This window comes from Rhodoplanes tepidamans, assembly GCF_030813915.1.
Classification (GTDB): domain Bacteria; phylum Pseudomonadota; class Alphaproteobacteria; order Rhizobiales; family Xanthobacteraceae; genus Rhodoplanes; species Rhodoplanes tepidamans.
Map to the genome: position 1 here is coordinate 107,514 of NZ_JAUSUJ010000013.1, position 13,487 is coordinate 121,000.

Sequence of the window (13,487 nt, forward strand, 5' to 3'; positions counted from 1 at the left end):
TCCAGGCGATCAGGAGAGGTGTCACGCCGGGTCGACCGGCGGCGGCACCGGCGGCGCCGCGGCCTTGCGGCGGCGGGCGAGGCCGCGCAGCCACTGGCGACCGAACAGGGCCGCGATCGCCAGCGCATAGGCGACCGCCCCGATCAGCGCCAGCGCGGCGAGCGTCAGCTCGTGGCGCAGCACCTGCCCGGGCTCGAGCATCGCCGCGACGAGGCGCTGGCCGGCCATCAGCGCGAAGGCGAGCACCACGGCGGCGGCCGCGAGGCGAGCGACCGAGCGCATCAGCCGCGTGTCCCAGCCGAGGAAGCCGGCCCGCTTCGCGAACCAGACGACCAGCAGGAAGTTCACCCAGGCGCCGACCGAGGTCGCGAGCGCCAGGCCGACCTGGGCGAGCGGCCCCATCAGGGCGATCTTCAGCGCCACGTTGACGACCACCGAGGCGAGCAGCGCCTTCACCGGGGTCGCCGTGTCGCCGCGCGCCAGGAACGTGGCCGTGACGCTGCGGATCAGCACGAAGGGCAGCAGCCCGACCGTGTAGGCGGCGAGCGTGGCGCCGGCCGCAGCCGCATCGGCGGCCGTGAAGGCGCCGCGGGAGAACAGCGCCAGCATGATCAGGTCGGGCAGCAGCAGGAAGGCGACCAGGCACGGCACCGACAGGAGGAGCGTCAGCTCCATGGCGCGGCTCTGGGCGTCGCGCGCGCCGGCCTCGTCGCCCGAGGCGATGCGGCCCGCCATCTCGGGCAGGATGACGGTGCCGACCGCGATGCCGATGACGCCGATCGGGAGCTGGTTGAGCCGGTCGGCGTAGTAGAGCGCCGAGAGCGCGCCGGCCGGCAGGAAGCTCGCGATGATGGTGTCGGCGAACAGCGCGATCTGCAGCCCGGCCGAGCCGACCGTGGCGGGCCCGAGCGCCCGGAAGAACTTCCTCACGTCCTCGTCGAGCGAGAAGCCGGCGAAGCGCGGCAGGCCGGTGCGGCGCGCCGTGTCGGCGCCGACCAGCAGCACCTCGAGCACGCCGGCGATCAGCACGCCCCAGGCGGCGGCGTGGCCGGCGGTGGGGAAGAAGGCGGCGAGCGCCAGCGTCGCCATCATGCTCAGGTTCAGGAGGACCGGCGCGGCGGCCGGCGCGGCGAAGCGCTGCACGGCGTTGAGCATGCCGCCGTAGAGCGTGACGAGGCTGACCAGCACCAGATAGGGAAACGTGATGCGGGTGAGCTCGACGGCGAGGTCGTAGCGGCCGCCCTCGGCCGAGAAGCCGGGCGCCAGCAGGCCGATGACCGCGGGCGTGAAGGCGAGCGCCAGCGCGAGCAGCACCGCCTCGGCCGCCATCAGCATGGTGAAGACGCGATCGGCGAACAGCCGCGCCGGGTCCGGCCCGCCCTGCTTGAGGATGCGGGCATAGGCCGGCACGAAGGCGGAGTTGAACGCCCCCTCGGCGAAGATGGCGCGGAAGTGATTCGGCAGCCGCAGCGCGACGAAGAAGGCGTCGGCCACCGGCCCGGCGCCCAGCACCGCGGCCAGCATGATGTCGCGCAGGAAGCCGGTGACGCGCGAGACGAGCGTCAGCCCCCCGACAGTCGCGATGCGTCCGAGCATGCTCGCTTCCCGTCATTCCGGGGCGCACCGCAGGTGCGAACCCGGAATCCAGCCACACACCCCGAGTTCTCGGCTGGATTCCGGGTTCGGCGCTGTGCGCCGCCCCGGAATGACCGAGAAGCGACTATTCGGTCGTGATCACCCCTTCGCCGCGCGGCGCACCGAATCGATCACCCGGTCCTGCGTCGGCGCGTCCAGATAGGCGTGCATCGGCAGGCTGATCACCTCGGCCGCGACCTTGTCGGACACCGGCAGGCCGTTGCCGGCGGTCGGGAAGTGCTTGTAGGCGACCTGACGGTGCAGCGGGATCGGATAGTAGACCGCGGTCGGCACCCCGTCGGCCCGCAGCGCCGCGGCGAACGCGTCGCGCGTCCCGGCGGGAATCCGGATCGTGTACTGGGCCCAGACGGAGGAATACCCCTCCGGCACCACCGGCACGCCGACGACGTCGGCCAATCCCTCGGCGTAGCGCTTCGCCACCGCGTCGCGGGCGAGAATCTCGTCGGCGAAGATCTTCAGCTTCTCGACCAGCACGGCGGCCTGCACGGTGTCGAGCCGCGAGGTGAGGCCGATGCGGACGTTGTCGTACTTGTCGGAGCCGTGGCCGTGCACCCGCAGGCTCTTCAGCGTGGCGACCAGGTCGGCGTCGTCGGTGAAGATCGCGCCGCCGTCGCCGTAGCAGCCGAGCGGCTTCGCCGGGAAGAAGCTCGTCGCCGTGGCGGTCGCGAGCCCGTCGACGCCGAGCCGCCGGCCCTTGTAGGTGGCGCCGAACGACTGCGCCGCGTCGTCGAGCACGAACAGGCCCTCGGCCCTGGCCAGCGCCGCGATGCCGTCGTGATCGGCCGGCAGGCCGAACAGGTCGACCGGGATGATGCCGCGCGGCGTCAGTCCGAGCGACTTCGCCTTGGCGATCGCCGCGGCGGCGCTTTCGACCGAGATGTTGTAGGTCGCCTCGTCGATGTCGGCGAACACCGGCGTCGCGCGATGCAGCGCCACCACCTCGGCGGTGGCGCAGAACGTGAAGGACGGGCAGATCACCGCGTCGCCCGGACCGATTCCCTTGGCCATCAGCACCAGCGACAGCGCGTCGGTGCCGCTCGCGCAGGTGACGGCGTGGCTGGCGCCGCAGAAGGCGGCGAGGTCCTTCTCCAGCGTCTGCACCTCGGGGCCGAGGATGAACTGGCAGTGCGCGAGCACGCGCGCGACGGCGTCGTCGACGCGGGTGCCGAGCGCGCGGCGTTGCGCCGCCACGTCGATGAAGGGGATCGGCTGCGGCTGCAGGCGGGCGTGCTGGGTCATCTCGAATCCTGAGTCTGGACGGCCTCGTCCGGCGGGGCGGCGGGGCGCGGTCGGCGGAGCGCGGTCAGCCGGCGACGACGCGCGGCTTGCGGACCGGCGCGTCGAGCGCGGCGCTGCCGCCTTCGAGGCAGCGGATGGCGATCTCGAGGCTGGCGACGCCCTCCTCGCCGCCCACCGGCGGCCGCGTGCCGGTGCGCACCGCCTTGATGAAGGCGCCGAGCTCGGAGCGCAGCGGCTCGTCGTGCCCGACCGAGAGGTGGCGCATCGAGTAGCTGCCGTCCGGCTGGAAGCCGAAGCACTCGGTGACCTGGCGGGTCAGCAGGTCGCCGGTGATGTACTTGCGCTTGGTGGCGATCTGGACGGTGCGCGCCTTGAACGGCGTCAGCCAGTTGGTGTTGATGTGGGCGAGCACGCCGGAGGCGGTGCGGAACTGCAGGAGCGCGATGTCCTCGCGCTCGGCCTTGGCGCTGGAGAGCTGCGGCTGGACCTCGACGATCTCCGAATCGGTGAACCAGCGCACCAGGTCGATGTCGTGCACGGCGAGGTCGATGACGATGCCGACGTTCGACATGCGCGGCGGGAACGGGCCGACGCGGGTGATCGCGATCGACAGGATGTCCTCGCTGCGGATCGCCTCCTTGAGGGCCTGCGCGGCCGGATTGAAGCGCTCGACATGGCCGACCATCAGGGTGACGCCGGCGCGCTTCGCCGCGTCGATGATCTCGTGGCCCTGCTCCACCGTGGAGGCGATCGGCTTCTCGACCAGCACGTGAACGCCGCGCCGGATGCAGGCGAGCGCGAGCTCGCGATGCAGATGCGTCGGCGCCGCGATGGTCACCGCGTCGACGCCGAAGTCGAGCAGCTTGCCGATGTCCGGAAACGTGCCGCAGCCGAGCGTGCGACCGACGAACTCGGTCTGCCCGACGCTCGGATCGGCGACGCCGATCAGCTGCACGCCGGGCAGGCCGGCGAACACGCGCGCGTGGTTGCATCCCATCACGCCGACGCCGACGACGCCGACACGCAACGGCTTCTGGGCGCTGCTCTTCGCGCTGTCGACCATGACCGCCTTCCCCAAAGTCTGTCCTGGGGCCCTCCTAGCACGCCGGGCAGAGGCGTGCGACGTGAAAAGAACGTCAACCAAACACGTTTTGATTCAAACAGTTACAATCTCGGTTCTGGTCCCGCCTACGGGCTCTTCCGGATTTCTTTCCCGGCGCGACCTGACAATCGCGGCTGCGTCGCGCGCGCTCCGGCGCGCCGCGACCCCGTCGCGGAACGACCGCGGTGCGGCGCTCACCGCGCCAGGCCGTAACCCTCGAGATCGATCTCGGGCGTGCGGCCGGAGACGATGTCGGCGACGATGCGGCCGCTGCCGCAGGCCTGCGTCCACCCGTTCGAGCCGTGGCCGATGTTCAGATACAGCCCCTCGATCGGCGTCGGGCCGAGATAGGGCGGACCGTCGGGCGTCATCGGCCGCAGCCCCGCCCACGGCGCCACGGCGGCGCTGTCCACCGCCGCGTCGGGGAAGATCGCCCGCACGGTGCGGCGCACCGCCTCGATGCCGTCGGGACGCACGGCGAGGCTGTAGCCTGCCACCTCCGCCATGCCGGCGGCGCGCAGCCGCGTGCCGAGCCGCGAGATCATCACCTTGGAATGCTCGTCCATCACGGCCGAGCGCGGCCCGTGCTGGTCCGACACGAGGTCGACCGTGATGGAATAGCCCTTCACCGGATAGATCGGCAGGTTCAGCCCGAGCGGCCGCAGCAGGAACGGCGCCTCGACGCCGAGCGCGACGACGACGGCGTCGGCCTCGTGAACGCCACGGTCGGTCTCGACGGCGCGCAACCGCTTTCCGTCGACGCGCAGCCTCTTCACCGTGGTGTCGAACAGGAAGCGGACGCCTTCTCCCTGGAGCCGCTCGGCGAGCCGCGCCGTGAACAGCGCGCTGTCCCCGGTCTCGTCGCCGGGCAGGTTCAGGCCGCCGGCGAAGCTCACGCTGGCGCGCGCCAGCGCCGGCTCGGCCGCCAGCACGCCGTCGGCGTCGAGAAGCTGATGGACGACGCCGAACTTCTCCAGCACGGCGCTGGCGCGGCGGCCGCCCGCCACCTCGTCGGCGGTGCGGAAGAGCTGCAGCACGCCGCCCTCGCCGTGATCGTAGGCGATCCCGGTCTCGGCGCGCAGCGCCACCAGGCAGGCCTTGCTGTAGTGGGCGATGCGCTGCATGCGCGCCTTGTTGCGCGCGTAGCGCTCGACCGAGCAGTTCTTCAGGAAGGCGGCGAGCCAGACGTACTGGTGCGGGTCGAACGTCGGCCGCATGGCGAGCGGCGCGTAGCGGTCGAGCATCCACTTCAGCGCCTTCACGGGCATGCCGGGTGCGGCCCACGGGCCGGCGAAGCCCGGGCACACGCCGCCGGCATTGCCGAAGCTCGTCTCCAGCCCGGCCCCGGAGCGCCGCTCCACCACCGTGACCCGGTGGCCGGCACGGTTCAGGTAATGAGCGCAGGCGGTGCCGACCACCCCTGCCCCGAGCACGAGAATGTTCATGATGAGAGGACCTGCGACGCGTCGGCGGACAATGGACGATGCGCCGTCGCACGCGCTGCCCGACACAGCTGCCTTTCGGCCGGCGACGGCATGATCCCGGGAGCCCCGAGATCGGTACTCCGAATCCCGGGCGTACCCGGGATCGACGTTGTGGCGCGCGGCGCCGGTGCGAGCCGGCGCCGACGGCGCAGTCTCACTGCGACTTGATCATGGCGGCCTTGATGATCTTCTCGGTGCGAGCCATCTCGTCCGCGATGAAGGTCTTGAAGGTCTCGGTGCTGGAGCCGATCGGCTCGAAGCCGAGCACGGCGAAGCGCCGCCGGGTGTCCTCGTCGGCCAGCACCTTGGCGGCCTCGGCCTGCAGCTTGGCGGTGATCTCCGGCGGCAGCCCCTTCGGCGCCCACAGACCGTACCACGAGCCGAAGTCGAGCGGGTTCATGCCCGATTCCGCGACCGTCGGGATGTCGGGCGCCGCCTTGCTGCGCTCCAGGCTGGTGATGGCGAGCGCCTTGATCTTGCCCGCCTGCACGAGCGGCAGCGACGCCACCATCGGATCGGCGACGAGCTGGATCTGCCCGCTCATCAGATCGGCGAGCATCGGCGTCGCGCCCCGGTAGGCGATGACCAAAGCGTCGACACCCGCCTCGTGCTTGAGCAGCTCGACCGCGAGATGGCCGGCGGCGCCGAACCCCGACGTCGCGAACGTGTACTTGCTCGGCTCCTTGCGGACCAGGTCGAACAGCTCTTTCAGCGTGTTGGCCGGGACGTTGGGCGCCGTGCTGACGATCAGCGGACCGGAGGCGACGAGCGTGATCGGCGTGAAGTCCTTCACCACGTCGTAGGGCACGTTCTTGAACAGGAACGGCGCGCCGACATGCAGGGACGCGTGCAGCAGCAGCGTGTAGCCGTCGGCGGCCGACTTCGCGACCGACCCGGAGCCCACGGTCCCGCCCGCCCCGCCGGCCCTGTTCTCGACGATCACGCTGACGCCGAGGGATTCCTGCAGCTTGTGCGCCAGGATGCGGGCGACGCCGTCGACCGAGCCGCCGGCCGGCACCGGAACCACCATCGTGATCGTGCGGGACGGATAGGCGCCGTCGGCGGGGCCGGCCCATGCGGGACCGGTCGACGCCGGCCCGGCCATGGTCAGGGCCGTGAAGACAGCGCAGGCTGCCAGTGTGGTTCGCATCATGTCGTCCTCGTGTCACTCGTGCCGTCGCTCTCCAACCGCGAGCCGGTCGTCGACGGGCATCTGCGTACCACCGTGAAGCAAGACATGCGCCAGTCTCGGTCGAATGCGTCGGAGGACGGTCGCGGAACGCACCGATGTCTCGGACGGCGTCGTGATCAGCTCGGCCCGGCCGCGTCGCGCCGATCGCGTCACCCCGGTCGCGTCACGCCGCGCGAACCGGGGCGTCACATGGAACGAGGGCGCGCGAGGCTCTCCTCGCGCGCCCCGGGCACGGGTGATGCGTGCAGGATCAGTCCGTCTTGATGTTCGAGTCCTTGATGATCTTCTCGGCGCGCGCCATCTCGTCGGCGATGTACTTGGTGAACTCCGCCGTGGTCGAGCCGATCGGGTCGAAGCCGAGCGTCGCGAAGCGCTTCTTGGCGTCGGCCTCGCCCAGCACCTTGACCGAGACCTCCTGCAGCTTGGCCGTGATCTCCGGCGGCAGACCCTTGGGGCCCCACAGGCCGTACCAGGACACGAAGTCGAGCGGCTTCATGCCGGATTCCTCGACGGTCGGAATCTCGGGCGCGGACGCGGTGCGCTTGAGGCTGGTCACCGCCAGCGCCTTGATCTTGCCCGACTGGGCGAGCGGCACCGAGGAGAGCGCCGGGTCGGCGATGAGCTGGATCTGGCCGCTCATCAGGTCGGTGAGCATCGGGCCGGCGCCCTTGTAGGCGATGACCAGCGCGTCGACGCCCGCCTCGCGCTTCAGCAGCTCGACTGCGAGATGGCCGGCCGAGCCGAAGCTCGACGTCGCGAACGTGTATTTCGACGGATCCTTGCGGACGAGGTCGAAGAACTCCTTGAGGTTCTTGGCCGGCACGTTGGGGCTGGTGCTGACGATCAGCGGACCGGCGGCGACCAGCGTGATGGGCGTGAAGTCCTTCACCACGTCGTAGGGCACGTTCTTGAACAGGAACGGCGAGACGACGTGGATCGACGCCTGCAGCAGCAGCGTGTAGCCGTCGGGCTGGGCCTTCGCCACCGTGTTGGCGCCGACCAGGCCGCCCGCCCCGCCGGCGCGGTTCTCGACGATCACGCTGACGCCGAGCGCCTCCTGGAGCTTCTGGGCGAGAACGCGGGCGACGCCGTCGACCGAGCCGCCGGCCGGATACGGCACCACCATGGTGATGTTGCGGTTGGGATAGGCCTGCGGCTGTGCGCCGGCCGGTTGAAGGCTCGCGGTCGTGAACGTCGCGGCCGTCAGGGCCGTGACGGCGACAGCGCACGCTGCCAGGGTGTTTCTGATCATTTTCGTCCTCGTGTCGGTCGGGTCGGGAGCGTACGCGCTCTCAATAGGTTCCGGGGTAGCTTCCACCATCGATCAGCAGATTCTGGCCGGTTATGAATCCGGCCTTGGACGAGCACAAAAAAGCAAAATACGCGCCGAGCTCTTCGGGATCGCCGTAGCGGCGCGCCGGATTGGCTGCCGCCCGCGCATGCCAGACCTGCTCGAAGCGGTCTCCGACGTCGTCGATCATGCCGCGGATGTGGCGGCGCTGCGCGTCGCTGTCGAAGATGCCCGGCAGCAGGTTGTTGATCGTGACGTTGTGGGCGACGGTCTGGCGCGCGATCCCGGCGACGAAGCCGACGAGGCCGGAGCGGGCGCCGTTGGAGAGGCCGAGCTCCGGCTGCGCGATCTTCACGCTGCGCGACACGATGTTGACGATGCGGCCGAAGCGCCGCTCCATCATGCCGTCGACGGTGCGGCGGATCATCTCGATCGGCCCGAGCATCATGGCGTCGAGCGCGGCGATCCAGTCGTCGCGCCGCCAGTCGCGGAAGTCGCCGGGCAGCGGGCCGTCGGCGTTGTTGAGCAGGATGTCGGGCGCCGGGCACGCGGCGAGGAGCGCGTCACGGCCCTCCTCGGTGGTGATGTCGGCCGAGACCCAGGTCACCTCGGCGCCGGTGGCGTCGCGGATCTCCCGCGCGGCCTGCTCCAGCGTCGTGCGGGTGCGCGCCGCGATGGTCACCGCCACGCCCTCGCGGGCGAGCGCTTCGGCGCACGCCCGGCCGAGCCCGCGGCTCGCGCCGCAGAGAAGCGCCTTGCGGCCCGACAATCCGAGATCCATGGGCCGCCTCCAGCGCCGTCAGGATGCCGCGGCGCGGCTCACGCCGCGACCGCCGCCACCGGCTTCAGCTCGAAGCCGTAGGTCTTGTCGAGGCCGAGCTCGGAGACGATGCGCAGCCCGCGGGCGAGGTGATCGGCGGCGAGGCCGGTGAGCGGCTTGCGCAGGTCGCCGGCCGGCAGGCCGACCGCCTTCATCAGCGACTTCACGGCGACCGGGTTGATGGCCGAGTAGGTGAAGTGCAGCAGCGGCAGCATGCGCAGATAGGTCTCGCGGAAGGCCATGGCGTCCGTGTAGTCGGTCCACGGCGTCGAGATGGTGGCGATCTCGCGCGGCGCGATGTTGCCGGTCATGTTGGCGGTGCCGTGCCCGCCGAGGCTCATGGTCGGCACCACGAGGCCGAGATTGGGGCTGTCGCAGCACATCACGGAGACGTCGGGGCGGCCCGCCAGCACCTGGGCGACCTGGCCGACGCGGCCGGTCGACTCCTTGTGCACCACGTAGTTCGGGTGCTTGAAGATGCGCAGCAGGTTGTCCCAGTGCAGGTCGCTCTTCACCCGCGGCGGGTTGTTGTAGATGCCGAGCGGCAGGTCGGTGGCGTCGGCGACCTCGAGGAAGAACCGCTCGATGTCGTCCTCGGGCGCGCAGATATAGGCGGGCGCCGCCAGGATGGCGCCGTCGGCGCCGTTGTCCTTGGCGAACTTCACCATCGCGATCGTCGACTCGGTGTTGTTGCCGGTGCAGCCGAAGAAGATCGGCATCTTCGGCGTCTTCATCTTCGCCGTCTCGACGATGATGGCCTTCTTCTCCTCGATGGAGAGCATCGAGGTCTCGCCGGTCGAGCCCATGATCAGGATCGCCGCCGTGCCGTTGTCCTCGTGGAACTTGAGCAGCGTGCGGAACGCCGCGAAGTCGACGGTGCCGTCCTTGTTGAACGGGGTGATCAGCGCCACGAAGGAGCCGGCGAGCTTGGTCTTGGCCATGTGGGTCTCCGCGAAAAGCGAGTTGACGGTGGTTTCACACCGGCGCGGCGGCGCGCGCAAGGGCTGGCGGGTCGAAGGCACGGACGGGCGGCAATGCGCCGACGAATCTCTCCACCTCGACGAGCGTCGACTGGGCACTCGACCCCTGGGCGAGGCGCGAGGTCCCGATATCGGGCGTCAGCACGTTGGGGTTGCCGTGGACGTCGAGCCCGTCGCCGGAGGGCGCCGGATCGAACCAGGCGCCGGTCGGCATCACGGCGACGCGCTCGGCGAGGCCCGGATCGATCACCACGCCGGCCAGGCAGGCCCCGCGGGCGTTGAAGACGCGCACGATGTCGCCGTCCTTCAGGCCGCGCCGTGCGGCGTCGTCGGGATGAAGCCGGATCGCCTCGCGTCCGAGGATCTTGCCGGCGACCGAGACGGGGCCCGGATCGGTCTGGCTGTGCAGGCGCCGCACCGGCTGGTTGGTGATCAGATGCAGCGGGAAGCGCGCCGCCTCCGCCGCGCCGAGCCATTCGGCCGGCGGCAGCCAGGCCGGATGCGGCGGCGCATCGTCGTAGCCGAACGTCTCCACCGCCGCCGACGTGATCTCGATCTTTCCCGACGGCGTGGCGAGGCGGTGGGCGGCCGGGTCGGCGCGGAACTCCTCCATCAGCACGTAGTCGCGCTCCGGCGGCGGCAGCTCGATCACGCCCTCGGCCCAGAACTGCTGGAACGACGGCAGCTCGATGCCCTTCCTCGCGGCACCGTCGCGGATGCCCTGATAGACGTGGCGGCACCAGTCCATCTCGTCGCGGCCCTGCGTGAACGCCTCGGCATAGCCGAGCCGGGCCGCGAGCGTCGCGAAGATGTCGATGTCGTTCCTCGCCTCGCCGACCGGGGCGATCGCCTTGTGCATGGCGAACACGAACGGATCGCGCGAGGTGCCGCCGACGTCGTTGCGCTCCAGCGTCGTCGTCGCCGGCAGCACGATGTCGGCGTGGCGCGCCGTCGGCGTCCACCACGATTCGTGGACGATCACGGTCTCCGGCTTCTGCCAGGCGCGCTGCAGCCGGTTGAGGTCCTGGTGATGGTGGAACGGATTGCCGCCCGCCCAGTAGACCAGCCGGATGTCCGGATAGGTCAGGCGCTGCCCGTTGAACTCGTAGGACCCGCCGGGATCGAGCAGCATGTCGGCGATGCGGGCGACCGGAATCGCGCTCTTCGCCGGGTTGGGCGGCGGCGGCACCTCGGGTCCCGGCAGCGACAGGCGCGGCAGGCCGGGCCCGTGGATCGAGCCGTGGCCGAAGCCGAAGCCCTGCCCCGGCAGGCCGATGCCGCCCAGCATGGCGGCGAGCGTGATCAGCGCCCAGTAGGGCTGCTCGCCGTGATGGGCGCGCTGCAGCGACCAGGTCGCCGTCATGTAGGTCGGCACGCCGGCGGCGCGCCGTGCCAGCTCGCGTATTTTTCCGGCCGGCACGCCGCAGATCGCCTCGGCCCATTCGGGCGTCTTCGCCGTGCCGTCGCTCCTGCCGGTCAGATAGTCGGCGAAGCGATCGAACCCCGCGCAGTAGCGGTCGATGAACCCGGCGTCGTGCCGGCCCTCCGAGAGCAGCACCTGCGCCATGCCGAGCATCAGCACGACATCGGTGTTGGGGCGGATCGGGATCCACTCGGCGTCGAGGAACTCCGGCGCGTCGGCCTTCACCGGGCTGACGTTCACGAAGGCGAGCCCGGCGGCGCGGGCACGGCGCAGCCACGTCTCGGTGTCGTGCGCGCCGACGCCGCCCGAGCCGACCTGGCTGTTCTTCAGGGCGAGACCGCCGAAGGCGATCATCAGCGTCGCGTTGGCGATCACGCTCGGCCAGTCGGTGGCCCGGCCGGTCACCGGCTGGAAGGTGCCGAGCACGTGCGGCAGCAGGAACTGCGCGGCGCCGAACGAGTAGTTGGCGAGCTGGTCGACGAAGCCGCCGCCCAGCGCCAGGAACCGCCGCACCAGCGTGCGGGCGTGGTGCACCCGGCCCGCCGACGACCAGCCGTAGGAGCCGCCGAACACCGCGGTCGGCCCGTACGCGCCGCGCACCCGCGACACCTCGCCGGCGACGAGGTCCAGCGCCTCGTCCCACGACACCTCGCGGAAGGCGTCGTGGCCGGTGCGCGGCCTGCCCTCCCGCCACCCCTCGCGCACCGCCGGCCGCGTGACGCGGAGCGGCGAATGCACCATCGCCGGGATGGCGGCGAGCATCGGCGAGGGCGCCGGGTCGCGCGAGAAGGGCGTGCAGCGGACCAGACGGCCGTTCTCGACCGTCGCCGTGAAGGCGCCCCAGTGGGACAGCGAGGGACTGCGGTGGGAGGCGGGTGCGGGGGTCATGACTCGACTGTGGACCGGGCCTCGCCGCTACGCAACGAGCGCCGCACTCTTCGCGAGTGCGAAGTCCACCGCGGCGTCGGCGTGCAGGAAGGTCGAATCGAACACCGGCAGGTCGGTGTCGTCCTGACCGACCAGCAGGCCGATCTCGGTACAACCGAAGATCACGGCGTCGGCGCCCTGCGCCTTGCCCCTGGCCATGACGGCCCGGTACTTCTCGCGCGACGAGTCCTTGACCACGCCGCAGCACAGCTCGCCGAAGATCACGTCGTGCACCATGCCGCGCTCGTCCGAGGTCTCCGGCACGATCGCCTCGATGCCGAAGCGGTTGCGCAGCCTCGCACGGTAGAACTCCTCCTCCATGGTGAAGCGGGTGGCGAGCAGCAGCGGCCTCGCGATCCGCTTCTCCTTCAGGGGCGCCGCGGTGGCGTCGACGATGTGGAGGAGCGGCACCGAGACGGCCCGCTGCACGTCGTCGGCGAGCTTGTGCATGGTGTTGGTGCAGATCAGCAGGCAGTCGGCGCCGGCCTTCTCGAGGCCGCGGCCGATGTCGGCGAGCACCTGCGCGGCCTGCACCCAGTCGCCGGCGCGCTGCAGCGCGACGATGGCGTCGAAGTCGACCGAGCGCATCAGCACGTCGGCCGAGTGCAGCCCGCCGAGGCGCTCGCGCACCTGCTCGTTGATCCGCCGGTAGTACACCGCGGTGCTCTCCCAGCTCATGCCTCCGATCAGCCCGATGGTGCGCATGACGGCCTCCCTTGCTTGCTCGCGACCGGGCAAGCTTAGGCGGTATCGGGCGCATTCGGTTCGCAAAACAATGCGCCGGAAGGCCGCGAACCGGCAATGCGATTTGCCGGATTCCATGATAAAAGAAATGAGATTCCAATATCTCGCCTGCACGCGAAATAGGCATTCCATGGATCGAATCGACCAGAAAATACTCGATCTCCTGCAGGGAGACGCCACGCTGCCGATCGCCGCCATCGCCGAGAAGGTGGGCCTCTCCACGGCGCCGTGCTGGCGGCGGATCAGGAAGCTGGAGGACGACGGCGTCATCCAGCGCCGGGTTGCGCTGGTCGACCGCCGCAAGGTGAACGTGCCGATGACGCTGTTCGTCTCGGTGCGCACCACCCGCCACGCGCTGGAATGGGTCGACGACTTCCGCGGCATGATCGCCGACATCCCGGAGATCGTCGAGGTGTGGCGGCTGACCGGCGACGTCGACTATCTGCTGCGCATCGTGGTGCCCGACATCGACGCCTACGACGCCGTCTACAAGCGCATGATCGACCGCGTCGAGCTCGCCGACGTCTCGTCCGCCATCGCCATGGAGGAGCTGAAATACACCACCGCCGTGCCGACCGGCTACATCGCGAAGACGCGGTGAGGACGGGCGAGCGCCGCGGCACTACTTT

11 protein-coding genes are annotated in these 13,487 nt (G+C 70.6%); 1 reads left to right on the plus strand and 10 read right to left on the minus strand.

Annotated elements, in window-relative coordinates; all coding sequences use genetic code 11:
* Window positions 1-21 precede the first annotated feature (21 nt).
* The 10 genes from murJ to J2S22_RS16635 form a co-directional block, all read right to left on the minus strand.
* The gene (gene murJ / locus J2S22_RS16590; protein ID WP_272777471.1) at window positions 22-1,596 is read right to left on the minus strand and encodes a murein biosynthesis integral membrane protein MurJ; all 1,575 of its coding nucleotides are present in this window, start codon (window positions 1,594-1,596) and stop codon (window positions 22-24) included.
* A gap of 138 nt (window positions 1,597-1,734) precedes the next feature.
* Window positions 1,735-2,895, minus strand: a complete 1,161-nt coding sequence (locus tag J2S22_RS16595; protein ID WP_272777470.1) for a DegT/DnrJ/EryC1/StrS family aminotransferase — start codon at window positions 2,893-2,895, stop codon at window positions 1,735-1,737.
* A 64-nt stretch (window positions 2,896-2,959) separates the two neighbouring features.
* The gene (locus J2S22_RS16600; protein WP_272777469.1) at window positions 2,960-3,958 is read right to left on the minus strand and encodes a Gfo/Idh/MocA family protein; all 999 of its coding nucleotides are present in this window, start codon (window positions 3,956-3,958) and stop codon (window positions 2,960-2,962) included.
* 233 nt (window positions 3,959-4,191) lie between these two features.
* Window positions 4,192-5,442, minus strand: a complete 1,251-nt coding sequence (locus J2S22_RS16605; RefSeq protein WP_272777468.1) for a D-amino acid dehydrogenase — start codon at window positions 5,440-5,442, stop codon at window positions 4,192-4,194.
* Between the two features lie 193 nt (window positions 5,443-5,635).
* Window positions 5,636-6,634, minus strand: a complete 999-nt coding sequence (locus tag J2S22_RS16610; RefSeq protein WP_272777467.1) for a Bug family tripartite tricarboxylate transporter substrate binding protein — start codon at window positions 6,632-6,634, stop codon at window positions 5,636-5,638.
* Between the two features lie 289 nt (window positions 6,635-6,923).
* Window positions 6,924-7,925 (minus strand): Bug family tripartite tricarboxylate transporter substrate binding protein, encoded by a 1,002-nt coding sequence (locus J2S22_RS16615; protein ID WP_272777466.1) that lies wholly within the window; start codon window positions 7,923-7,925, stop codon window positions 6,924-6,926.
* Window positions 7,926-7,965: 40 nt separating this feature from the next.
* Entirely contained in the window at window positions 7,966-8,745 is a 780-nt protein-coding gene (locus tag J2S22_RS16620) for an SDR family oxidoreductase (RefSeq protein ID WP_272777465.1), read from the minus strand.
* A gap of 38 nt (window positions 8,746-8,783) precedes the next feature.
* Window positions 8,784-9,725 (minus strand): 4-hydroxy-tetrahydrodipicolinate synthase family protein, encoded by a 942-nt coding sequence (locus J2S22_RS16625; RefSeq protein ID WP_272777464.1) that lies wholly within the window; start codon window positions 9,723-9,725, stop codon window positions 8,784-8,786.
* Between the two features lie 34 nt (window positions 9,726-9,759).
* Entirely contained in the window at window positions 9,760-12,075 is a 2,316-nt protein-coding gene (locus J2S22_RS16630) for a molybdopterin-dependent oxidoreductase (protein ID WP_272777463.1), read from the minus strand.
* Window positions 12,076-12,102: 27 nt separating this feature from the next.
* Complete coding sequence (locus J2S22_RS16635) at window positions 12,103-12,819, minus strand: aspartate/glutamate racemase family protein (RefSeq protein WP_272777462.1); 717 nt, start codon at window positions 12,817-12,819, stop codon at window positions 12,103-12,105.
* 169 nt (window positions 12,820-12,988) lie between these two features.
* On the opposite strand from J2S22_RS16635, the gene J2S22_RS16640 reads away from it, so the two are divergent.
* Window positions 12,989-13,459, plus strand: coding sequence for an Lrp/AsnC family transcriptional regulator (locus J2S22_RS16640; protein ID WP_272777461.1), 471 nt, complete (start codon window positions 12,989-12,991; stop codon window positions 13,457-13,459).
* Window positions 13,460-13,487: the final 28 nt, after the last annotated feature.